This is a genomic window from Streptomyces tendae (assembly GCF_014650435.1).
GTDB classification, from domain to species: domain Bacteria; phylum Actinomycetota; class Actinomycetes; order Streptomycetales; family Streptomycetaceae; genus Streptomyces; species Streptomyces tendae.
Map to the genome: position 1 here is coordinate 26,041 of NZ_BMUY01000001.1, position 22,240 is coordinate 48,280.

Annotated in this window: 21 protein-coding genes; 15 read left to right on the plus strand and 6 right to left on the minus strand. The window is 71.8% G+C overall.

Annotation, left to right across the window (positions count from 1 at the left end; genetic code table 11):
- Positions 1-47: 47 nt before the first annotated feature.
- Together IE258_RS00105 and arsB are read left to right on the plus strand one after the other, a co-directional pair.
- Positions 48-356, plus strand: coding sequence for an ArsR/SmtB family transcription factor (locus IE258_RS00105; protein WP_189737332.1), 309 nt, complete (start codon positions 48-50; stop codon positions 354-356).
- Entirely contained in the window at positions 353-1,462 is a 1,110-nt protein-coding gene (gene arsB / locus IE258_RS00110) for an ACR3 family arsenite efflux transporter (protein WP_189737337.1), read from the plus strand. The genes IE258_RS00105 and arsB overlap by 4 nt, the downstream gene beginning before the upstream one ends.
- 31 nt (positions 1,463-1,493) lie before the next feature.
- Here arsB and IE258_RS00115 read toward each other — a convergent pair whose 3' ends face one another.
- A complete protein-coding gene (locus IE258_RS00115) occupies positions 1,494-1,859 on the minus strand; it encodes an ArsR/SmtB family transcription factor (RefSeq protein ID WP_189737340.1) in 366 nt (121 codons plus the stop codon).
- Between the two features lie 222 nt (positions 1,860-2,081).
- On the opposite strand from IE258_RS00115, the gene IE258_RS00120 reads away from it, so the two are divergent.
- The 4 genes from IE258_RS00120 to IE258_RS00135 all read left to right on the plus strand — a co-directional run bounded on the left by IE258_RS00120 (position 2,082) and on the right by IE258_RS00135 (position 4,770).
- Positions 2,082-3,479: an NAD(P)-binding domain-containing protein gene (locus tag IE258_RS00120; protein ID WP_189737343.1), complete on the plus strand. Its 1,398-nt coding sequence runs from the start codon at positions 2,082-2,084 to the stop codon at positions 3,477-3,479.
- Positions 3,480-3,546: 67 nt separating this feature from the next.
- On the plus strand, positions 3,547-3,882 hold the full coding sequence (locus IE258_RS00125) for an ArsR/SmtB family transcription factor (RefSeq protein ID WP_189737346.1): 336 nt from the start codon (positions 3,547-3,549) through the stop codon (positions 3,880-3,882).
- A gap of 2 nt (positions 3,883-3,884) precedes the next feature.
- On the plus strand, positions 3,885-4,568 hold the full coding sequence (locus IE258_RS00130) for a cation efflux transmembrane domain-containing protein (protein WP_189737349.1): 684 nt from the start codon (positions 3,885-3,887) through the stop codon (positions 4,566-4,568).
- 10 nt (positions 4,569-4,578) lie between these two features.
- Positions 4,579-4,770, plus strand: coding sequence for a hypothetical protein (locus IE258_RS00135; protein ID WP_189737353.1), 192 nt, complete (start codon positions 4,579-4,581; stop codon positions 4,768-4,770).
- A gap of 31 nt (positions 4,771-4,801) precedes the next feature.
- Here the strand turns inward: IE258_RS00135 and IE258_RS41040 are convergent, their stop codons facing one another.
- Positions 4,802-4,951 carry a hypothetical protein gene (locus tag IE258_RS41040; protein WP_229891890.1) on the minus strand — a complete coding sequence of 50 codons (150 nt, stop codon included), beginning with the start codon at positions 4,949-4,951 and terminating at the stop codon, positions 4,802-4,804.
- Between the two features lie 230 nt (positions 4,952-5,181).
- Positions 5,182-5,619 carry a hypothetical protein gene (locus IE258_RS00145; RefSeq protein ID WP_003974483.1) on the minus strand — a complete coding sequence of 146 codons (438 nt, stop codon included), beginning with the start codon at positions 5,617-5,619 and terminating at the stop codon, positions 5,182-5,184.
- Between the two features lie 518 nt (positions 5,620-6,137).
- On the opposite strand from IE258_RS00145, the gene hemL reads away from it, so the two are divergent.
- The 9 genes from hemL (at position 6,138) to IE258_RS00190 (ending at position 18,797) form a co-directional block, all read left to right on the plus strand.
- Positions 6,138-7,454, plus strand: coding sequence for a glutamate-1-semialdehyde 2,1-aminomutase (gene hemL, locus IE258_RS00150; RefSeq protein WP_189737356.1), 1,317 nt, complete (start codon positions 6,138-6,140; stop codon positions 7,452-7,454).
- On the plus strand, positions 7,451-8,158 hold the full coding sequence (locus IE258_RS00155) for a histidine phosphatase family protein (protein ID WP_189737359.1): 708 nt from the start codon (positions 7,451-7,453) through the stop codon (positions 8,156-8,158). Before hemL ends, IE258_RS00155 begins: the two co-directional genes overlap by 4 nt.
- 224 nt (positions 8,159-8,382) lie before the next feature.
- On the plus strand, positions 8,383-9,681 hold the full coding sequence (locus IE258_RS00160; protein ID WP_189737362.1) for a polysaccharide deacetylase family protein: 1,299 nt from the start codon (positions 8,383-8,385) through the stop codon (positions 9,679-9,681).
- 89 nt (positions 9,682-9,770) lie between these two features.
- Positions 9,771-10,463 (plus strand): TlpA family protein disulfide reductase, encoded by a 693-nt coding sequence (locus IE258_RS00165; RefSeq protein WP_189737364.1) that lies wholly within the window; start codon positions 9,771-9,773, stop codon positions 10,461-10,463.
- A gap of 1 nt (position 10,464) precedes the next feature.
- Positions 10,465-11,235, plus strand: a complete 771-nt coding sequence (locus tag IE258_RS00170; RefSeq protein WP_127893924.1) for a cytochrome c biogenesis CcdA family protein — start codon at positions 10,465-10,467, stop codon at positions 11,233-11,235.
- A 3-nt stretch (positions 11,236-11,238) separates the two neighbouring features.
- Positions 11,239-12,984 (plus strand): cytochrome c biogenesis protein ResB, encoded by a 1,746-nt coding sequence (gene resB, locus IE258_RS00175; RefSeq protein ID WP_189737367.1) that lies wholly within the window; start codon positions 11,239-11,241, stop codon positions 12,982-12,984.
- Complete coding sequence (gene ccsB / locus IE258_RS00180) at positions 12,981-14,123, plus strand: c-type cytochrome biogenesis protein CcsB (RefSeq protein ID WP_189737370.1); 1,143 nt, start codon at positions 12,981-12,983, stop codon at positions 14,121-14,123. Before resB ends, ccsB begins: the two co-directional genes overlap by 4 nt.
- Positions 14,124-14,341: 218 nt before the next feature.
- Complete coding sequence (locus IE258_RS00185; protein WP_189737372.1) at positions 14,342-16,456, plus strand: serine/threonine-protein kinase; 2,115 nt, start codon at positions 14,342-14,344, stop codon at positions 16,454-16,456.
- Between the two features lie 58 nt (positions 16,457-16,514).
- Entirely contained in the window at positions 16,515-18,797 is a 2,283-nt protein-coding gene (locus IE258_RS00190; RefSeq protein ID WP_189737375.1) for a protein kinase domain-containing protein, read from the plus strand.
- Here IE258_RS00190 and IE258_RS00195 read toward each other — a convergent pair.
- The 3 genes from IE258_RS00195 to IE258_RS00205 all read right to left on the minus strand — a co-directional run bounded on the left by IE258_RS00195 (position 18,784) and on the right by IE258_RS00205 (position 22,203).
- Complete coding sequence (locus IE258_RS00195) at positions 18,784-20,205, minus strand: condensation domain-containing protein (RefSeq protein ID WP_189737378.1); 1,422 nt, start codon at positions 20,203-20,205, stop codon at positions 18,784-18,786. The genes IE258_RS00190 and IE258_RS00195 overlap by 14 nt on opposite strands.
- Before the next feature lie 175 nt (positions 20,206-20,380).
- Entirely contained in the window at positions 20,381-21,097 is a 717-nt protein-coding gene (locus IE258_RS00200; RefSeq protein WP_189737381.1) for a MerR family transcriptional regulator, read from the minus strand.
- A gap of 200 nt (positions 21,098-21,297) precedes the next feature.
- A complete protein-coding gene (locus IE258_RS00205; protein WP_189737385.1) occupies positions 21,298-22,203 on the minus strand; it encodes an alpha/beta fold hydrolase in 906 nt (301 codons plus the stop codon).
- Between the last annotated feature and the right edge of the window lie 37 nt (positions 22,204-22,240).

Consider the following 22,240-nt stretch of genomic DNA (forward strand, 5'->3'; position numbering starts at 1 on the left):
TCAGCTCCTGCTGATGTCAGCAAGCGGTGATGTGACAGTATCAGTGCATGCTGACTTCAGTCGATCCTGATGTGATGCGGGTGCTGGGTGATCCGCTCCGCCTGAAAATCGTGACTCTCCTGGCGTCCGAGACGCTCTGCACGACGCACCTGGTCGAGGAGACCGGAGCCAAGCAGACCAACCTCTCCAACCACATGAAGGTGTTGCGCGAGGCCGGGATCGTGGAGACCGAGCCCTGCGGCCGCTACACCTACTACAAGCTCAAGCCCGAGGTCCTGGCCGGCCTGTCCGACCAGTTCGCCGAACTCGCCGCCGCCGCCCGCACCGCCGCCGGGAACAAGAGGGCCTGCCCGTGACCTCCACCGAGCCCACCGCCTCCGTGCGGGCCGAGGACGGCGACGACTCGATCGTCAAGAGGCTCTCCACCCTCGACCGCTACCTCGCGGTCTGGATCCTCATCGCCATGGCCGTCGGCCTCGGGCTCGGACGGGCCGTTCCAGGGCTGAACGACGCGCTGGCGAAGGTGGAGGTCGGCGGTGTCTCCCTGCCGATCGCGCTCGGCCTGCTCGTGATGATGTACCCGGTCCTCGCCAAGGTCCGCTACGACCGGCTGGACGCCGTCACCGGCGACCGGAAGCTGATGATCTCCTCCCTGGTCGTCAACTGGATCCTCGGACCCGCGGTGATGTTCGCCCTGGCGTGGATCTTCCTGCCGGACCTTCCCGAGTACCGCACCGGCCTGATCATCGTCGGCCTGGCCCGCTGCATCGCCATGGTGATCATCTGGAACGACCTCGCCTGCGGCGACCGCGAGGCCGCGGCCGTGCTCGTCGCGCTGAACTCGGTCTTCCAGGTCCTGGCGTTCGGTCTGCTGGGTTGGTTCTACCTCGACCTGCTGCCCGGCTGGCTCGGTCTCGGTGACGGCGAACACCTGGACATCTCGATGTGGGAGATCGCCCTGAACGTGGTCGTCTTCCTCGGAGTCCCGCTGCTTGCCGGCTTCCTGACCCGCCGGATCGGTGAGCAGAAGATGGGCCGCGAGGGCTACGAACAGCGCTTCCTGCCGAAGATCGGGCCGTGGGCGCTGTACGGGCTGCTGTTCACGATCGTCATCCTCTTCGCCCTTCAGGGCAAGACCATCACCTCGCAGCCGCTGGACGTCGCCCGGATCGCGCTGCCGCTGCTGGTCTACTTCGCGGTCATGTTCTTCGGCACCTTCCTCCTCGGCAAGGGCCTTGGGCTCGCCTACGACCGCACCACCACGCTGGCGTTCACCGCGGCGGGCAACAACTTCGAGCTGGCCATCGCGGTCGCCATCGCCACCTTCGGTGTCACCTCCGGCCAGGCCCTGTCCGGCGTGGTCGGCCCGCTCATCGAAGTCCCGGTGCTGATCGGCCTGGTCTACGTCGCGCTCGCCTGGCGAAGGAAGTTCGCCGCCGGCACGGTGACGACGGCACCGTGAAGCAGGACACGGATGCGGTGGTGGCAGGCGGTCAGGCGCGCAGGTCGAGCATCGCGGCCATGGCTGCCACCACCGACGGCGCGACCCGGTAGTAGACCCAGGTGCCACGCCGCTCGGAGGTCAGCAGGCCGGCCTCGCGGAGCTTCTTCAGGTGGTGGGACACGGTCGGCTGGGACACGCCGACGTCGGCGATGTCGCACACGCACGCCTCCCCGCCCGGATGCGAGGCGATCTTGGAGAACAGGCGCAGGCGCACCGGGTCCGACAGTGCCTTGAACATGGCGGCCATCTTCTCCGCGTCCGCCGGGGCCAGCTCACCGGCGGTGATCGGCGGGCAGCACGGCACGACGTCACCGTCCTGCAGGACGGGGAGTTCCACGACCTCTGATTTCGACATGCTTCTATGTTGACACTCGTCGATATGGGAGGCAAGCTCCGAGGTGCGGATAGACATCGACAGACATCGAAGCAAGGAGTCGTCGTCGGCGCCGGTTTCTGCGGCACCTGTGCCCAGGTCAGCGGCAGCGCCACCCCGGCCGCCGAACGCCGGCAGCACACCCGGCCGGCCGCCTTCACCCACGCGCGCTGCCCCCTTCGCCCCTCAAGGAGACCGAGCATCATGAGCACCCAACAGCTCCCTGTCGTCGTCATCGGGGCCGGCCCCGTCGGGCTCGCGGCCGCCGTCCACCTCGTCGAGCGCGGCATCGAGCCCCTCGTCCTGGAAGCGGGCGGCCGCGCCGGTGCGGCCGTGCGCGAGTGGAGCCACGTGCGTCTGTTCTCCACCTGGGGCGAGGTCGTCGATCCGGCCGCCGAGAAGCTCCTCGCCCCCACGGGCTGGACCCGCCCCGACCCGGCGACGTACCCGTCCGGCGGAGACTGGGCCGAGCGGTATCTGCAGCCCCTCGCGGACGCCCTCGGCGACAAGGTCCGCACCGGGGCCACCGTCACCGGTGTCTCCAGGGCCGGCCGCGACCGGATCGTCGACGCCGACCGGGACCGGCAACCGTTCGTCGTGCACGTCGAGTACGCCGACGGCCGTGAGGAGCGCGTCTTCGCCCGCGCCGTGATCGACGCCTCCGGCACGTGGGCCACGGCCGGCCCGGCCGGCGGTAGCGGACTGCCCGCGCTCGGCGAGCAGGCGGCGGCCGACCGGATCACCTACCGCGTACCGGACCTGAAGGACCCGGCCGTACGCGCCCGTTACGCGGGTAAGCGCACGGCCGTGATCGGCTCGGGTGCCTCCGCCTTCACCGCGCTCGCGTACCTCGCCGAGCTGGCCCGGTCCGAGGACGGTACGGGCACGCATGCGGTGTGGGTCCTGCGCCGCGGCATCTCCGGCTCCACCTTCGGCGGCGGCACCGCCGACCAGCTGCCCGCCCGCGGCGCCCTCGGCCTCGCCGCGAAGGCCGCCGTCGACAAGGGGTACGCGGACGCGGTCACCGGCTTCCGCACCGAGGCGTTCGAGCGCGACGGTGACGGCCGTCTGGTCCTGGTGGGCGAGGACGGACGTCGCCTCGAACCGGTGGACGAGGTCGTCGCCCTGACCGGCTTCCGCCCCGACCTCTCCTTCCTGGACGAACTGCGCCTGGGCCTGGACGAACGCCTCCAGGCCCCGGTGGGACTGGCCCCGCTGATCGACCCCAACCAGCACTCCTGCGGCACCGTCTACCCGCACGGCCACCGCGAGCTCTCGCACCCGGAACGGGGCATCTACCTGGTCGGCATGAAGTCCTACGGCCGCGCCCCCACCTTCCTGGCCATGACCGGCTACGAGCAGGTCCGGTCCGTCGCCGCCGCGATCGCAGGCGACCTCGACGCCGCCGACCGCGTGGAACTCACCCTCCCGGAGACCGGAGTCTGCGGCGGGGCGGGCCTGTTCGACACCCCCGACACGCGGCAGGCCGACGGTGGCGGATGCTGCGCTGCCCCGGAACCGCAGCTCGTGCAGCTCGAGACGCGCCCGGCGGTAGGCACGGCTGCCGAGGAAGCCCCGGCGGGCGGCTGCTGCGGCTCGTGACCTCCCTGGCCTCAGCTCCTCGCGATACACGATTCCCTGAATTCACGAATCCCTGTATCCTCGCGGTGTGCTGACTGTTGCTCCCGACATCGAGGTGCTGGCCCGGTTCGGCCGTGCGCTGGCCGATCCGATCCGCTGCCGTGTCCTGCTCGCCCTGCGCGAAGCCCCCGCCTATCCGGCCGACCTCGCCGACGGGCTCGGCGTCTCGCGGACCCGTTTGTCGAACCACCTGGCCTGCCTGCGCGACTGCGGCCTGGTCGTCACGGTCCCCGACGGCCGCCGCACCCGCTACGAGCTGGCCGACGAACGACTCGGCCACGCGCTGGACGACCTGCGCACCGCCGTGGTGGCCGTGGAGGGCGACCGCACGTGCGTCGACGCGGACGAGAAGGGGTGCTGCTGACCATGAGCGCGGGCATACCCGTGGCTCTCGGCCCTTCGGCCGCCCGCCGGGAAGCGCTGGTACGGCGGATACGGCTGCTGGTCGCCGCGACGATCGCCTACAACGTCGTCGAGGCGGCCGTCGCCCTCACCGCCGGCACGCTGGCCTCGTCCACCGCGCTGATCGGTTTCGGTCTGGACTCCGTGATCGAGGTGTCCTCCGCGGCCGCGGTCGCCTGGCAGTTCTCCTCGACAGACCACGCGGTGCGAGAGGCCCGGGAGAAGAGGACGCTCCGGATCATCGCTGGGTCGTTCTTCGCGCTCGCCGCGTACGTCAGCGTCGACGCGGTTCGGGCGCTGGCCGGAACCGGCGAGGCCGGGCGTTCCGTCCCCGGCATCGTGCTCGCCGCGCTCTCGCTCGCGATCATGCCGTTCCTGTCCGCCGCTCAGCGCAAGGCCGGGCGCGAACTCGGATCTGCCTCGGCAGTGGCGGATTCGAAGCAGACGTTGCTGTGCACGTACCTCTCGGCGGTGCTGTTGGCGGGCCTCGTCCTCAACGCCACCCTCGGCTGGTCCTGGGCCGACCCGATCGCCGCGCTGGTCATCGCGGGCATCGCCGTCAAGGAAGGACGCGACGCCTGGCAGGGCAAGGGCTGCTGCGCCCCCGGCCCCGAGCGGACCGACACCGGCAGTTGCTGCGGCAGGTAAGAATGAGGGCATGGCGACATGCAAGAAGTGCGGTGCGGACAAGCGCCGTTGGCCCCGGTCCTGCCAGCGGTGCGGATCCGGCTCGGACCGGATTGACGCCGCCGCGGACGTCGCCGACGTAGCCGTGCAGAGCGGACTGTTCGGTTGGATCTGGCGCGGGGTCGTGAGCATGGTGCGGCTGGTGCTGCGCGCCCTCAACTGACGAGCTCGCGACCCGTCGTCCTCACGACCGCCTACAGGATGGGCCGTTCGCTGATGATGGTGGTGCCGTCAGGATTCCGTCCGAAGGCGGCCTCCAGAACGTCGGGGAGGTCTTCCTCGGAGACCGTGGTGCGCACCTCCGCCAATACCTGGGGAAAGTCGTCATCGTCGATGACGCCCAACGAGATCCAGCTCCAGGTACCAGGCGTCATCGGGCACGGAGTACATCGCAGTGATCGCGTAGTCGCCGTCGGGGTGTCGCAAGACCATCGCCGCATGCTGTCACGCCAGCCTTTCCGACCGACCAACAGCGCCGCGTTCCGTTGGTGGGCTTGATCGCCGCACGGCAAGCCGTTCCTCCAGATCGCGGTCTGCACGGCCGGGGCCGCCGCCGACGTCGGAGAAACCCCGGCTAGGGCCACACCAGGCAGTACGGCTGATGCCCCGCCTCATGCAGCCGGTGGCTGAAGTCCTGCCACTCGTGCAGCAACTGGTACACGTTGAACGCGTCCCGGGGGCCGCCGCGGTCCGGGACCGTGGACCATATGAAGGCGGCCGCGCCGACCGCTTCCTCGCCGATGCCGCGCAGGGGGTCGACGACGGTCATCGGGAGCTTCACGACCGCGTAGTCGGGGTGCAGGACGACCAGTTCCAGCGGGGGGACCTTGTGCAGGGGGACGCCCTCGATGCCGGTGAGGACCATGGCGGCCATGGTCTCCGGCTTGATCTTGGTGAACATGCCGTTCATCCCGAGCTCGTCGCCGCCCAGCTCCTCGGGGCGCATCGAGATCGGGACGCGGGCCGCGGTCGCGCCGTCGGGCGCGCCGAAGTACTTGTAGGTCACCCCCACCCGACCACCATTCCTGCTCCCCGCCCCCAGCCGGTCGGCCCGCCCGGAGAGCCGGTCGGGCTCGCTCGGTGTGCCGTGTGTCTGACGTGCTTCGGACGCTTCCTCCGCCTCGCGTCGGTGCCTTCCCCGCCGGGCACGTCGAGGACCCAGGTCATCGGTCCCCTCGCCCAGTCCGCCACCGCGATGCATATCTCCACCCGACTGCTTTTCTAGGACGCGTGGCCCCCGCCGCGCAACCCGATCATCGTGTCAGTGACCTCCCCCACGGCCGCTCGCCGAAACGTGCGGTGAAACATATGTACGTCATATGTCCCTCGTCCGTTCGCGGGACGGCCGGGAGCCGCGCCCGCGTCGTCCCGGTGAGCTGCGTGGATGGGTTCCAGTCTGGCAGACGGTACGGCGTTCGGGGCGGTTGTCTACCCTTGTCGAAGTCACCCTGGGCAACCAGCGGCCGAGCGGGACCCGCACAGGGTCCGATACGTCGGAGAAGGTCGAGAAGGTCGGAGAAGTCGCAGGTCATGAGCGAACTGGCATATCCATACGAAGCACCGGCCTCGCAGGCTCTGTTCGACCGCGCCGCGGCCGTCACGCCCGGCGGCGTGAACTCCCCGGTGCGCGCCTTCCGCGCCGTCGGCGGCACGCCCCGGTTCATGGTGTCGGGCACCGGGCCGTACCTGACGGACGCGGACGGGCGTGAGTACGTCGACCTCGTGTGCTCCTGGGGGCCGATGATCCTCGGGCACGCGCACCCCGAGGTGATCGCTGCCGTGCAGGAGGCCGTGGCCCGCGGCACGTCCTTCGGCACGCCCGCCGAGGGCGAGGTCGCGCTCGCCGAGGCGATGGTCGAGCGGGTCGCGCCGCTGGAGGAGGTCCGGCTCGTGTCCAGCGGGACCGAGGCCACCATGTCGGCGATCCGGCTCGCCCGCGGATTCACGCAGCGCACCAAGGTGATCAAGTTCGCCGGGTGCTACCACGGCCACGTCGACTCGCTGCTGGCCGCCGCGGGCTCAGGCGTCGCCACCTTCGCGCTGCCCGACACCCCCGGCGTCACCGGCGCCCAGGCGAGCGACACGATCGTGCTGCCGTACAACGACCTGGAGGCCGTGCACGCCGCCTTCGCCGCCCACCCCGGCGAGATCGCCTGCGTGATCACGGAGGCGTCGCCCGGCAACATGGGCGTCGTGCCGCCGCTGCCCGGGTTCAACCAGGGGCTCAAGGACGCCTGCGCGGCCAACGGCGCGCTGTTCGTGTCCGACGAGGTCATGACCGGCTTCCGGACCAGCCGCGCCGGGTGGTACGGCGTGGAGGGCGTCGTGCCCGACCTCATGACCTTCGGGAAGGTGATGGGGGGCGGGTTCCCCGCCGCCGCGTTCGGGGGGCGGGCGGATGTCATGGCGCACCTCGCGCCGGCCGGGCCCGTCTACCAGGCCGGCACCCTCTCCGGGAACCCGGTCGCCACCGCCGCCGGGCTCGCCCAGCTGCGGCTCCTCGACGACGCCGCGTACGAGACCGTCGACGCCGTGTCCGCGCGGATCCAGTCGCTCGTGACCGAGGCGCTGTCCAAGGAGGGCGTCGCGCACACGGTGCAGAACGCCTCCAACATGTTCTCCGTGTTCTTCACCGACCGGCCGGTCCGCAACTACGAGGACGCCAAGGCGCAGGAGTCCTTCCGGTTCACCGCCTTCTTCCACTCCCTCCTCTCGAACGGCGTCTACCTGCCGCCGTCCTCCTTCGAGTCCTGGTTCGTGTCCACCGCCCACGACGAGCGGGCCGTCCAGCGCATCGCGGACGCCCTCCCGGCGGCGGCCCGCGCGGCAGCGGAGGCGACGGCATGAGCAACGAGAACCACGAGAACCACGAGGACGACGCGGAGCTGACCGTCGTCTACGTCATGCGGCACGGCGAGGTGGAGAACCCCACCGGTGTCCTGTACGGGCGGCTGCCCGGGTACCACCTCTCCGAGCTGGGCCGGCGGATGGCCGAGCGGGTCGCCGAGCACCTCGCGCCCCGCGACGTGACCTACGTCGTCGCCTCCCCGCTGGAGCGGGCGCAGGAGACGGCCACCCCGATCGCCAAGACGCACGGGCTCGACCTCGACACCGACGCGCGCCTCATCGAGGCCGCCAACGTCTTCCAGGGCAAGACCTTCGGCATCGGTGACGGCGCGCTGCGCCGGCCGGCCAACTGGAAGCACGTGGTCAACCCGTTCAAGCCGTCCTGGGGCGAGCCGTACGTCGACCAGGTCGTCCGGATGAAGGGCGCGATCGACGCCGCACGGGACCGGGCGCGCGGCCACGAGGCCGTGGTCGTCAGCCACCAGCTGCCGATCTGGATCCTGCGGTCGTACGTCGAGCGGCGGCGGCTGTGGCACGACCCGCGCAAGCGGCAGTGCACGCTGGCGTCCCTGACGACGTTCACCTACCGGGGCGACCGGATCGTGTCCGTCGGCTACACCGAGCCCGCCCGCGATCTCGTCCCGGCCCACCTCCTCGCCGGGGCCAAGCCCGTGAAGGGGCAGGGGAAGGCGTACGGGGCCTGACGGCCGCCCGGGGCGCCCGGGCCACGGCCTCCGGGCCTCCGGACCGCCCTGGCCCCGGCCCCCCGGGCCCAGACCCCTGCCCCCGGCCTCCGGCCTCCGGGCCCAGACCCCTTCCTGTGGGTCCGCTGTCCGCTGTTACCCAACCCGCACAAATTTCCGGAACCCGCTCGTTCGTCGCGTCCTCTCACCTAGTGACCACCAAGGACGCGACGAACGAGGTTGCGATGCGCACTTCCAACCGCACTCTCACCCGCAGGGGGATGCTCGGACTCGGCGCGGGGGCCGCGGCGGCGGTCGGGCTCGCGGGCTGCGGCACCGGTTCCCACCCCTCGTCGGACGGCTCGCACCAGGCCGGCGGCGCCGGGAAACCGTCGCCCTCCGGCAACAGCAAGGCCCCGGCGAAGCCCATCGGCGACGGCTCCACGTCGTACACCGGCAAGCAGCCGCACCAGCCGGACGCACCCGTGCCGCTGGAACCGGGCCAGACGCCGCCGCAGTTCGTCGTCTTCTCCTGGGACGGGGCCGGCGAGGTCGGCAACGGGCTCTTCCCGCGCTTCCTGGACCTCGCCCAGGAGCACGGCGCGCACATGACGTTCTTCCTCTCGGGCCTGTACCTGCTGCCCGAGTCGAAGAAGCGCCTCTACGACCCGCCGAACAACCCCCGCGGCGCCTCCGACATCGGCTACCTCACCGACGAGCACATCAAGGCGACGCTCACCAACGTCCGCCGGGCCTGGCTCGACGGGCACGAGATCGGCACCCACTTCAACGGCCACTTCTGCGGAGGCGGCGGCAGCGTCGGCAACTGGACGTCCGCGCAGTGGCGCAGCGAGATCGACCAGGCGAAGTCCTTCGTCAAGGAGTGGAAGACCAACAGCGGCTGGACCGACCTGCCGTCCCTGCCCTTCGACTACGACAAGGAACTCGTCGGCGGCCGCACGCCCTGTCTGCTCGGCCAGGACAAGCTGCTGCCCACCGCCCGCGAGCTGGGCTGGCGCTACGACGCCTCCTCGCCCGGCGGACGCCAGGTGTGGCCGGTGAAGAAGGACGGGATCTGGGACCTCCCGCTGCAGCAGATACCGTTCCCCGGGCACTCCTTCGAGGTCCTCTCGATGGACTACAACATCCTCGCCAACCAGTCGGTCAACTCGACCAAGGCCCCCGCCCACAACTACCCGGGCTGGCGCGAGCAGGCCACGAACGCGTACATATCCGGCTTCAAGCGGGCGTACGAGACGAACCGGGCGCCCTTCTTCGTCGGCAACCACTTCGAGGAGTGGAACGGCGGCATCTACATGGACGCCGTCGAGAACGTCCTCAAGCACATCGCACGGGAGAAGGACAAGGGCGAGGACATCCGGCTGGTCTCCTTCCGCCAGTTCACCGACTGGCTGGACGTGCAGAAGCCCGAAGTGCTCGCCAAGCTGCGGACCGTCGAGGTGGGGCAGCGGCCGGCCGGTGGCTGGAACGCCTTCCTCAAGGAGACCCCGGCCTCCTCGGGCGCCCCCGCGAACGCCGCCTGAGGCGACCGCGAAACGGCGCCTGAAATGCGGGTTTCCGACCGCGAGGGGGGTGCGCAAGATCCTCGGAACGGACATGCGAAACTTTTCACATGAGTGCCGCCAGCCGCGCCCCCCTGCGCTCGAACCGCTCGAACCGCACCGCCGAGCGCTCCACCGAGCGCACCGCCGACGCCCGCGCCCGGGTCCGTAGCCGGGCCGCCCGGGCCGCCGTCGGCGCGGCCGTCGCGGCACTGCTCGTGTCCGCGTGCAGCTCCGGCGGCACCTCGGGCGGCGGCGGCCAGACCGGCTTCATCACCGGCTCCGACGGCATCGCCACCGCGAAGAAGGGCCAGCGCGCCGACGCCCCCGAGCTGTCCGGCGAGACCGTCGACGGCGGCCAGGTCGACGTCGCCGACTACAAGGGCAAGGTCGTCGTCCTCAACGTCTGGGGCTCGTGGTGCCCGCCCTGCCGTGCCGAGGCCAAGAACTTCGAGAAGGTCTACCAGGACGTCAAGGACCAGGGCGTCCAGTTCGTCGGCATCAACACCCGCGACACCTCCACCGGCCCGGCCCGCGCCTTCGAGAAGGACTACGGCGTCACCTACCCGAGCCTGTACGACCCGGCGGGCAGACTGATGCTCCGCTTCGAGAAGGGCACCCTCAACCCGCAGGCCGTCCCCTCCACGCTCGTCATCGACCGGGAGGGCAAGGTCGCCGCACGCACCCTCCAGGCGCTCAGCGAGGAGAAGCTGCGCAAGATGCTCGCCCCGTACCTCGCCGACGACGGCAAGCCGGAGAAGTGACGTGTCCGCAGCGATCACCCTCGCGGCCGAGGGCTACAACGGCACGGTGCTGAACGGCGCCCTGCTCGTGGCCCTCCCCATCGCGCTGCTCGGCGGCCTCGTCTCCTTCTTCTCACCCTGCGTCCTGCCCCTCGTCCCCGGCTACCTCTCCTACGTGACCGGCGTCACCGGCACGGACCTCGGCGAGGCCCGGCGCGGCCGGATGGTCGCCGGAGCCTCCCTCTTCGTCCTCGGCTTCACCGCCGTCTTCGTCTCCAGCGGGGCGCTCTTCGGCTACTTCGGCTCCACGCTCCAGGAGGAACGCGGCACCCTGACCAAGGTGCTCGGCGTGCTCATGATCCTCATGGGCGTCTTCTTCGTCGGCCTCATGCCCTGGTTCACCCAGCGCGAGTTCCGCTTCCACAAGCGCCCCGTGACCGGCCTGGTCGGCGCGCCGCTGCTGGGCGCGCTGTTCGGCATCGGCTGGACGCCCTGCATCGGTCCGACCCTCGCGTCCGTCCTCGCGCTCTCCGCCGACCAGGGCACGGCCGGCCGCGGCGCCATACTGACCGTCGCGTACTGCGTCGGCCTCGGCGTGCCCTTCGTGCTCGCCGCGGTCGCCTTCCGCAAGGCGCTCGGCGCCTTCGGCTGGATCAAGCGCCACTATGTCTGGGTGATGCGGATCGGCGGCGCCATGATGATCGCGACCGGCGTGCTGCTGCTCACCGGCGCGTGGGACAGCATCGTGCAGGACATGCAGACCTGGTCCAACGGCTTCACTGTAGGGATCTGACCGATGAGCAACACCACGACGGGCAAGACCCCGGCGGACAAGACGGCCGGTGACGACCAGGACCTCGGCGCCGCCGGCTCCCAGCTGTCCACCGCCCCCAAGGAGGAGGCCCCGAACCTCCCCTCGCTCGGCGTGATCGGCTGGGCCCGCTGGTTCTGGCGCCAGCTCACCTCGATGCGCGTCGCACTGCTCCTGCTCCTGCTGCTGTCCCTGGGCGCGATCCCCGGCTCGCTCATCCCGCAGGACGGCGTCGACGCCATGAAGGTCCAGGAGTTCCGGGACAACCACGACCTCCTGGGGCCGGTCTACGACAAGCTCGGCCTCTTCCACGTCTACAGCTCGGTGTGGTTCTCCGCGATCTACATCCTGCTGTTCGTCTCCCTCATCGGCTGCATCGTCCCGCGCACCTGGCAGTTCGTCGGCCAACTCCGCGGCCGTCCGCCCCGCGCCCCCCGGCGCCTTGACCGGCTGCCCGCCTACACCACCTGGCGCACCGGCGCCGAGCCCGAGGAGGTCCGCGAGGCCGCGCTGAAGCTGCTGAAGAAGCGCCGCTTCCGCGCGGACGCGGACGCCGCCGGTGACGCCGTCGCGGCCGAGAAGGGCTACCTGCGCGAGGTCGGCAACCTCGCCTTCCACATCGCGCTGATCGTGATGCTGATCGCCTTCGCCTGGGGCCAGCTGTTCAAGTACGAGGGAAACAAGCTGATCCTGGAGGGCGACGGCTTCTCCAACACCCTCACCCAGTACGACGACTTCAAGTCCGGGAACCTCTTCGACGCGGCCCACGACCTGGCCCCCTTCAGCTTCACCCTGAAGGACTTCCACGGCACCTACGAGGCGACCGGCCCCAACCGCGGCACCCCGCGCGTCTACGAGGCCAAGGTCACCTACAGCGAGGGTGCCGACGGCGCCGAGAAGACGAAGACCATCGAGGTCAACAAGCCGCTGGACATCGACGGCTCCAAGGTCTACCTCGTCAGCCACGGCTACGCCCCCATCCTGACCGTCAAGGACGCCAAGGGCGACGTCGTGATGGACAAGCAGGCGGTCGCCCTGCTGCCGCTGGACGCCAATGTCACCTCCTCCGGCGCCGTCAAGGTCATGGACGGCTACCGCAACGCCAAGGGGGAGAAGGAGCAGCTCGGCTTCAACGCGTTCTTCCTGCCGACGTACGGCGGCAAGGGCAGCACGATGCTCTCCAGCTTCCCCGCGCTGATCAACCCGATGCTCGCGCTCTCCGCCTACCACGGCGATCTCGGCGTCGACGCGGGCATCCCGCAGAGCATCTACCAGCTCGACAAGACCAACCTGGAGGAGTTCAAGGGCTCCGACGGCAAGCTGTTCAAGCAGCAGCTCAAGGTCGGCGACACCATGACCCTCCCGAACGGCGCCGGCTCGGTCACCTTCAACGGCGTCCAGGAGTGGGCCGGCTTCCAGGTCACGCAGCAGCCCGGCAGCGGCTGGGCGCTCGGCGGTGCCGTCATCGCCATCCTCGGCCTCGCCGGTTCCCTGTTCATCCGGCGCCGCAGGGTCTGGGTGCGGGCCGTGCGCGGCGCCGACGGCGTCACCGTCGTGGAGATGGCCGGCCTCGGCCGCAGCGAGTCCGCGAAGGTCCCCGAGGAACTGGGCGACCTCGCCGGTGCCCTGTACGACCAGACCCCCGAGGCGCCCGACGCGCCCGAGAACGACGACACCCCCGATTCCCCCGACACCCACGTCGTACCTGCCGAAGGGGCTGAGACGAAGTGACTCTCGCCGCCGCAACCGAGTTGGCCGCCGCGACCAACGAGCATCTCGCGAACGTCAGCAACACGCTGATCTACTCCTCGATGGCCGTCTACACGCTGGCCTTCTTCGCGTACATCGCCGAGTGGCTCTTCGGCAGCCGCAGCAAGGTCGGCCGCACCGCCGCCGCGCTCACCACCGACCAGGCCGGGACCAAGGCCGGCGCCAGGTCCGGTCCGGCCGTCACCGTGAAGAAGGCCGGCGGCACCGCCGTACTGGAGCGCCCCGCGGTCGTCGTACGGTCCGCGACCGGCACCCGCGACGTGCCCGACGGGCCCGGCGCGCACGGCGGCACGGAGAAGGGCGACCTGTACGGACGGGTCGCCATCTCGCTCACGGTGCTCGCCTTCGCCATCGAGGCGGGCGGCGTCCTCACCCGCGCCCTGTCGGTGGAGCGGGCGCCGTGGGGCAACATGTACGAGTTCAACATCACGTTCACGACGGTCGCCGTCGGCGTGTACCTCGCGCTGCTCGCCCTGAAGAAGAACGTCCGCTGGCTGGGCCTGCCCCTGACCACCACGGTCCTGCTGGACCTCGGTCTCGCCGTCACGGTCCTCTACACCGCCAGCGACCAGCTCGTCCCGGCCCTGCACTCGTACTGGCTGTACATCCACGTCTCCACGGCGATCTTCTGCGGCGCGGTCTTCTACGTCGGCGCGGTCTCCACGATCCTGTACCTCTTCAAGGACGGCTTCGAGAACAAGCTCGCCTCCGGCGGCACGCCCGGCCGCTTCGCCAGCTCCGTCCTGGACCGGCTGCCCGCCGCCGCCTCCCTCGACAAGTTCGCCTACCGCGTCAACGCCGCCGTCTTCCCGCTGTGGACGTTCACGATCATCGCGGGCGCGATCTGGGCGGGCGACGCCTGGGGCCGCTACTGGGGCTGGGACCCCAAGGAGACCTGGTCCTTCATCACCTGGGTCGCCTACGCCGGCTACCTGCACGCCCGCGCCACGGCCGGCTGGAAGGGCCGCAAGGCCGCCTACCTGGCCCTGATCGCCTTCGGCTGCTGGCTGTTCAACTACTACGGGGTCAACATCTTCGTCTCCGGCAAGCACTCCTACGCCGACGTGGGCCTGGGCGCCCTGCAGTCCGTCGGCTTCTGAACAAGGCACGGCCAAAGGCCGGTTCCCGTGACCCAGGTCACCGGGACCGGCCTTTCGCCGTGCCGTCCGCAGACGTGACGTTTCCGGGGAGAGTCCGCCGTACGGGGGATGGCCGGTGGGCCGAGTGGGAACCGTGGGGGTGTTACCCGGAGTCCGATGCGGGGAGGGCCCGTTGAGACGGCGGGCCGCGGGGTCGCGGGCGTGGGGAGGGCGGGGCGGTGGCGTCGGTACCACTGACGGCGGGGGATCCGGAACGGGTGGGGCGGTACCGGCTGCTGGCCAGGCTGGGCCAGGGCGGCATGGGCCGGGTGTACCTGGCCCGTTCGCCCGGTGGGCGTGCGGTGGCGGTGAAGGTGGTGCGGGAGGCGCTGCTGCGGGACGAGGGGTTCAGGCGGCGCTTCGTGCGGGAGGTGGCGGCGGCGCGGCGGGTGACGGGATTCTTCACCGCCGCGGTGGTGGACGCCGATCCGGAGGGCGACCCCGCCTGGCTGGCCACGGAGTACGTGCCCGGACTCTCCCTCCAGGAGGCGGTGGCCCGGCACGGGGTGTGGCCGCAGGCGGCGGTACGCGGCCTCGGCGCCGCCCTGGCGGAGGCACTGGCCGCGGTGCACGCCGCGGACCTGGTGCACCGGGACCTGAAACCGTCCAACGTCCTGCTGGCACCGGACGGCCCCAGGGTCATCGACTTCGGCATCTCCGCGGCGGTCGGCGACACCGCGCTCACCCAGACCGGGACGGTGATCGGCACCCCCGGCTTCATCCCTCCCGAACAGCTGCGCCACGAGGGCTCGGGACCGGCCGGTGACGTGTTCGCCCTGGGGGCGGTGCTGGCGTACGCGGCGGCGGGCGTCGGCCCGTTCGGCGGCGGGGCGTCCCACGCCGTCAACTACCGCGTCGTGCACGAGGACCCCGACCTGCGGGCCCTGGCCCCCGCGCTCGCGGACGTGGTGGCCCGGTGCCTCGCGAAGGACCCGGCGCAGCGGCCGACGGTGGAGTGGCTGCTGGACGAACTGGGCGAGTCGGAGACCCCCGTACCGGCCGGGGACGTGACGACCGCCGGGTGGCTGCCGGGCCCGGTCGCCGACTCGGCCGCCCGGCTGCGGGCCGGAACGCCCACCGAGCCCCTGCCCCGCCCGGAGGACACCCCCACCCGGACCGCTCCCGCCCCGGCCCCGGCCCCGGCCCCGGCCCCGCCCGGACCCCGGCGCCGCCGCCTGCGGACGGTGCTCGCCACCGCGACCGCACTCGCCGTCACCGCGGCCGGTGCCGTGCTGTGGAGGGTGGCCGCCGACGACGACGGGCCCGCCCGGCCGCCCAACCTGGAGCAGCTCTGGACGCACACCCTGGCCGACGGACAGCAACTGTCCGCCTCCTCGCAGGAGATGCTCTACCTCGCGCACGAGAAGGACCACCGGATCTCCGCCCTGGACGTCACCGACGGCTCGCGGCGCTGGGACCGCCGGGTACGGGTCGACGACGTCAGCCAGGACACGGGCCACCTGAAGAGCGTTGGCAACGACATCCGGATCACCGCCGTCTCGGGCGGGCTCCTGTTCTACGGCAGCAACGACCACCTGTACGCGGTGGACGCGGACGACGGCGAGCACCGCTGGCGGTACATGGACGACAGCTTCCACCCGTCCCCGGTGGTCGTCGGCGACATGGCCTACGCGGACATGGTCTCGTTCTTCTACGTCCTCGACACCCGCACCGGGGACAAGCTGTGGGACTACGGGTTCGGAGTCAACGCCGACGGCAGCAACATCGCCGTCACCGACGACGTGCTCCTCATACACAGCAAGAAGAAGCTGATCGCCGTCGATCTCCGTACCCGCAAACAGAAGTGGACCCACCAGGCCGCGAGCGAGGCGGAGACCGGTCTCGTGGTGGCGGACGGCAAGGTCTACTTCGGCACCCTGGACGGCGCCCTGTACGCCGTCGACGCGCGTTCGGGCGAGGAGGAGTGGCGCCGCACGTTCGAGGGCGAGCTGTGGGACGGCAGGCTCGGCGAGGGGGCGGGCATGCCCCAAGTCGCTGACGACACGGTGTACTTCGAGAACGACGCCTACATCTCCGCCTTCGACGCGGACACCGGATCGCAGCGGTGGCGGCGGAAACAGGAGGCCGACGAGGTGACGTCCCTGGACGTCGTGGACGACACCCTCCTCGTCGGCGCCTCGGACGGCGGACTGACCGCACTGGACACCGGCAGCGGGGAGCCCGGATGGCGGGAATCGCTGGGCGGGGGCGACGAGACGGACGTCCGGGTCGTCGGCGACGTCGTGGTGACCGAGATCAACGGCCGGCTGACCGCCTACCGGGCAGCGACCTGATCCCGCCCTCGCACGGGCGGACGGCCGAGAGAGACCGGCACGAGGGAGGAACGGCGGAGTGCAGGCGTACGTACCGCTTCAGACGGGCGATCCCGAGCGGGTCGGCCCTTACCGGATCGTCGCCCGGCTCGGCTCGGGCGGGATGGGCCGGGTGTACCTGGCCGGTTCGCCGGGCGGCCGGGCGGCCGCCGTGAAGGTGGTGCACGAGGATCTGGCCGAGGACCCCGCCTTCCGCAGGCGGTTCGGGCGGGAGGTGGCGGCGGCGCAGCGGGTCGCGGGGCCGTTCACCGCGCCCGTGGTCGACGCGGACCCGGACGCGGACCTGCCGTGGCTGGCCACCGCCTTCGTGCCGGGCGTCGCACTGGGCACGGCGGTCGCGGCGCACGGCGTCTGGCCCGAGAGGTCCGTGCGGGCCCTGGGGTCCGGGCTGGCGGAGGCCCTGGACGCGATCCACCGGGCCGACGTGGTGCACCGCGACCTGAAGCCGTCGAACGTGCTCCTGGCGCCGGACGGACCCCGGGTGATCGACTTCGGCATCTCGGTGGCCGCCGACGACACCAAGCTCACGACCACGGGCGCCGTGGTCGGCAGCCCCGGCTACCTTCCGCCCGAGCAGCTGGTCGGCCGCGAGGTGGGGCCGCCCGGCGACGTGTTCGCGCTGGGCGCGCTGCTGGCGTACGCGGCGACCGGGACCGGCCCGTTCGGGGGCGGGCCCGCGCACGGCGTCAACTACCGCGTGGTCCACGAGGATCCCGACCTGGAGCGCGTGCCGGACGGACTCGCCGAGGTCGTCGCCCGGTGCCTGGCCAAGGACCCGCGGCAGCGGCCCGAGGTGGCCGAACTCGTCGGGGAACTGGGCCGCTGGGAGGCGGCCGACGGCACCAGGGGCACGTTCACCGCCGGTATGTGGCTGCCCGCGCCGGTCGCCGCCGACGTCGCCGCCCTGGGTGTCGAGCCGCTGCCGCAGGCGCCTGCTCAGGCGACCGCAGCGCCGCCCGCGGACGCCGACCTGCCGACCGTCACGGTGGGTCCGGCGCCGACCGCCGTCGCCACGGCCCGGCTCGGCACGCAGCCCACGGGCCCCTCGTCCGACGCCCGGTCGCGGGGGGCGACCCGGCGGCGTACGGCGGTCCTCGCCGCGGCCGGCGCCTTCGTCGTCCTGGCCGTCGTCGCCGGCCTGCTGCTGCCGCGTGCCTTCTCCGGCTCGTCGGGCCGCGGCAACGGCACCGAGAGCAGCGGCAGGCCCACGGCCGCCGCGAAACAGTTGGCGGTGCGGGAACAGTGGTCGTCCGACCAGGACCTCTGGCAGCCGGTGCTCGCCGACGGCAAGGTGGTCGGCAAGGGCAAGGACGACCTGCTGCACGCGGTGGACGCCGAGAGCGGCGATGCCGTGTGGACGTACCCCGATCCGAGCGCGTCGTCCCTCGAAGGCGTGAGCGACGGAGTGGTCGTGGCCACCGGCGGGGAGAAGGGCACGATCCGGGGCATCGCCCTGGACGGCGGCAAGCAGGTCTGGAGCGTGCCCGCCGAGGCACACACGGCGCCCGGCACGACGTTCCACCTCTACCTGCGGGTCCTCGTGGCCGACGGAACCGTCTACGTCAACGCCATGTACGACCTGCCCGAGGGGTCCGAACGGTCCGGCAGGTACGCGGTGTCGGCGCTGGACGTCGCCACCGGGCGGCTGAAGTGGACCCGGCCGGTCGAGTACGGCCTGTCCCACGCGCTCGCGGTGGAGGACGGGGTGCTCTACGGCGGGATGTGGGAGGAGGGCGGCACCTTCTTCTACGCCCTGGACGCGGAGACCGGGGAGCAGCGGTGGCGGTACCGCGCGAGCCAGGAGATCGGGGGCGGGGCGACGGCGATCAAGGTGGCGGGGGACACGGTCTACTTCGGCGCCGAGCGCGGTGTCCTGCACGCCGTGGACGCCCGGCGGGGCACCCGGCTGTGGACCTACGAACCGGACGTCGAGGTCCGGGACTGGCTTGAACCGCTCGTGGTGACCGACGGCATGGTCCTCGGCTGCACCGGCGAGAACAACGGCAGCGTGTCGGGCTCGGGAGACGTGCACGCGGTCGCCGCGGCCACCGGCAGGCCGCTGTGGTCCGCGCACACCGGAACCGAGCCCGAACTGCACGGTCTGCTGGACGGCTCGGTGCTCTTCAGTACCGAAGCCGGCACACTGCACACCGCCGACGCGCGTACCGGCGAGTCCGCGGCCCAGGTGCGTCTGTCGTCCGGAGACCCCGACGTGGCCGCCGCCGGCGATGACGACCGGGTGTACTTCGACGGCGGCGACGGGCGCCTGCACGCGGGCCGGATCTCCCTCACCGACCGGTGAGCGGCGGCCCGAAGTCCCCGCGGGCGACGCCCGTGACGACGTCCCGCAGCCGCTCGACGTACAGCCGCAGGTTCTTGTGGGCGACGTCGGTGTCCGGGTAGCGGCTGGCGAACCACAGGCCCTCGGGGAGCCGGGTGATCCAGGCGCACACCTGGTCGCCGTAGGAGACCCGGAGCAGTGCGTACGCCGTCCGGTCCGGCCAGCTGTCGGCGCCCGGGACGTCACGGGCGTCGACGTACGACACGATCGAGTACAGGTCGGGCGAGGTCGGCCTGAAGTCCGTGCCGAGCAGCCGCAGCACGCGGTCGATCGGCATGCGGGACAGCCGCCGGTTGGCCTGGAGTTCGGCGCGGACGGTGCCGAGGGCGCTGGGGAAGTCGTGGGCCCGGTCCACCGGGACCTCGATCGGCGCGCCGCCCACGTACCAGCCGACGGACTCCGCCCACTGCGACCGTGACCGGGTGTGGAAGGGCACGACGGTGCGGTAGACGGGCTCGCCGCCGATCTCGTGGACGATCAGCGCGGTCGCGGCCAGCACACCGACCAGGCTGCCGCCGTAGGGACGGCAGTACGCCTCGAACGCGGCGGCGTCGGCCGCGTCCACCAACGGCTCGCGCAGCATCCGCTGTTCGGGCAGCGGGCCGCCGGTCCTGACGCCGAGGTCGACGGGGAAGGAGGGCAGCCGGCCGTCGCAGCGCCGGATGAACTCCCGCCAGCGGGCCACGATGTCGTGGTCGCCGTCGATCCGGTCCGCCTCCGCCCGCTCGGCCTCGCAGAAGTCGACGTAGGAGCCGACCCGGGGACGCGGCACGGTCCGCCCGGCGACGCCCGCGGCGTACAGCTCGCCGACCTCGGCGGGGATGCGGTAGATGGAGTAGGCGTCGACGTTGCTGTGGTCGAAGGCCATGTAGACGCTGACGCCGTCGTCGCGGACGACCGCCGTGTAGATGAGGTTGGGCCAGCGCAGCGCGTCCGCGACGCGGTCGAAGCGGTCCTGGAGGTGCCGGGCGAGGTCCGTCGCGTCCGGGAAGTCACCGACGTCCTCGCGGTGCAGGGCCACCGCGTCCGCGTCGAGCGTGAACCGGCGCATCGTGTCCCCGTGTTCGCCGCTCCACCGGAAACCGCTGCGCAGCGTCTCGTGCCGCAGCGTCCAGGCCCGCAACGCCTCCTGGAGCACGTCGAGATCGACCGGTCCCGGGATGTCGAAGGCGGCCCCGAGCCAGGTCGGCACGAACAGGCCGTCCTCGCGCACCGACCGGGCCGTCCGGATGTGCGACTCCTGGATGTACGCGGGCGGGCGCGCGTCCTCCGGCAGCGCCGCCGCGATGTCGAGCGTCGCCGGACTGAGCGTCCACTCGACGAGGCGCCCGGGCCGGATCTCGCAGCGCTGGATGTCGGTCATTCGCACGAGGAGGTCTCCGTTCGCAGATGTACAGACCCGACCAAGGGAATGCCGTCCGCGCGGCCGCGCACCCGCCGTGTCGGCACTGTTCAACGGAACGGATGGCCTCTCGAACGCCGATACGCCCCAACCGCCCGGCCGCCCTTCACCCTTCCCCCGTGCACCCTTCACGCCTCGCCCGTCACTCCAGATACGCGTGCAGGGCGCCCGCCCCCGCCAGCATCGACCGCGTCCGCGCGGTGAGGGCCCGCCCGCGCGCCTCGACCGCCGCCCGCAGCGCCTCGCTGCTCCCCGCGCGCCGCAGGTCTTCCAGCACGGGCCGGATCTGCTCGAGGAGGTGGTGACTGCGGCGCAGCGCGCGCACCACCCGCGCGTCCCGCACGTCCGCGGGCCCGTACACGCGGTACCCGGTGCCGCGCTCCCGCCCGGGCACGAGCAGCCCCGCGTCCTCCCACACCCGCAGCGCGGACGTCCGTACGCCGACCAGCGCGGCCACCTCGCCGATACGCAGCCCGGACGGCTCGCCGGAACGCGGCGGCGGCGCGTCGGCATCCCGACCGGCCAGCGCCTCCAGTGCCTCACCGGCGGCCCGCAGCGACACCCGCTCCTCGTGCAGCTCGGCGTGCGCCGCGTCCACCAGGGCGAGGGCACCGGCCACGTCCCCGTCGTGCGCGGCCCGCATCACCCGCGTCGCCGTCACCGCCCCGTACCCCGGCTGCAACGCCCGGTACGTCAGCAGCGCGTCCCGGTGCCGCTCGCCGAACACCCGGTACCCGGCGTCGGTCCGCCCGGCCGGGGGCAGGACACCGGCGCCCTCGTAGTTGCGCACCTGCTGCGTCGACAGCCCGACCGCCCGGGCCAGATCGACGGTACGCAGACGACGCTCGCGATCGCTCACCGGGCGCAGCCTATGCGGGACCCGGCGGCCATCAGTACCTGACCAGGGGAGGCCCGAACAGGGCCGCCTGCTCCGCCTGCTGGCCGCGGGAGCATCGCGGGGCATCGCCGAGACCGGCACGGGCTGCGGGCAACGGGGGAGGCCCTGGGTCGTGGCGGGGGAAGCCACGGCCCAGGGCCGGTCTGGGGAGGGAGGGGGTGCTAGTGGGCGTCGGTGGCGCGGGCGGTGACGCTCTGGACGGCCTTGAGGGCGAGGTCGGGGCGGTCGGTGTGGATGTAGTGGCTGCTGCCCTCGGCCGTGGTGACCTTGCTGTCGGTGGACAGCTTCAGCCACTCCTGCTGGCCGTCGGCCCACATCTTCTCCAGGGCGGCCTCGTACTCGGGGACCACGGAGTACTGGGACTCGTGCTTGAGGATCTCGACCGGGATGTCGCCGGCCGAGTGGACCGGGCCGTCGGCGATGACGAACTGCTCCGGGTTCTGGCCGGCGTTGCCCCCGATCGCGCCGTCCCGGGCCTGGGCGGACGCGCCGGTGGCGTCGGCGGGAATGGTGCGCTTCATGTCACGGGTGAGGTGGGGGACGGTGGCGTCCAGGAGGACCAGGCCCTTGACGCGGTCGGTGTGGTCCGGGGTGTAGCGGGCGGCGATGTAGCCGCCCAGGGAGTGCCCCGCCAGGACGACCGGGCGGTCGCCCGCGAGGTGGTCGAGGAGCTTGGTGAGCAGGACGCTGGCGTCGTTCATGGTCTGCAGTTCGCCCTTGGCGGGCTTGTCGCTCTTGCCCTCGCCGAGGCGGTCGTAGGAGCACACCCGGTCCGTCTTGCTCAGGGACTTCTGCAGGGCGGCCATGTTGCCCAGGCCCTCGCCGCCGCCCGCCATCAGCACCACCAGCGGCTGGTCCGCGTCCGAGTGGCCGGAGCAGGAGACGTTGACCGTGTGGCCGTCGACGTCGATCTTCTTCGTGCCGGTGAAGGAGGCTCCCGCGGAAGCGGCGGTGTCCTTCGCGTCGGAGTCGTCCTTGCCGTACTCCTCGTTCAGGACGAGTCCCGCGCCGGCCACGGCGCAGACGACGGCGATCGCGGCAATCGCCTTGGCGAAGGTGCGGAACATGGGGGGCCTCCAGCAGGCAAGGGTGGGGTAGGGACGC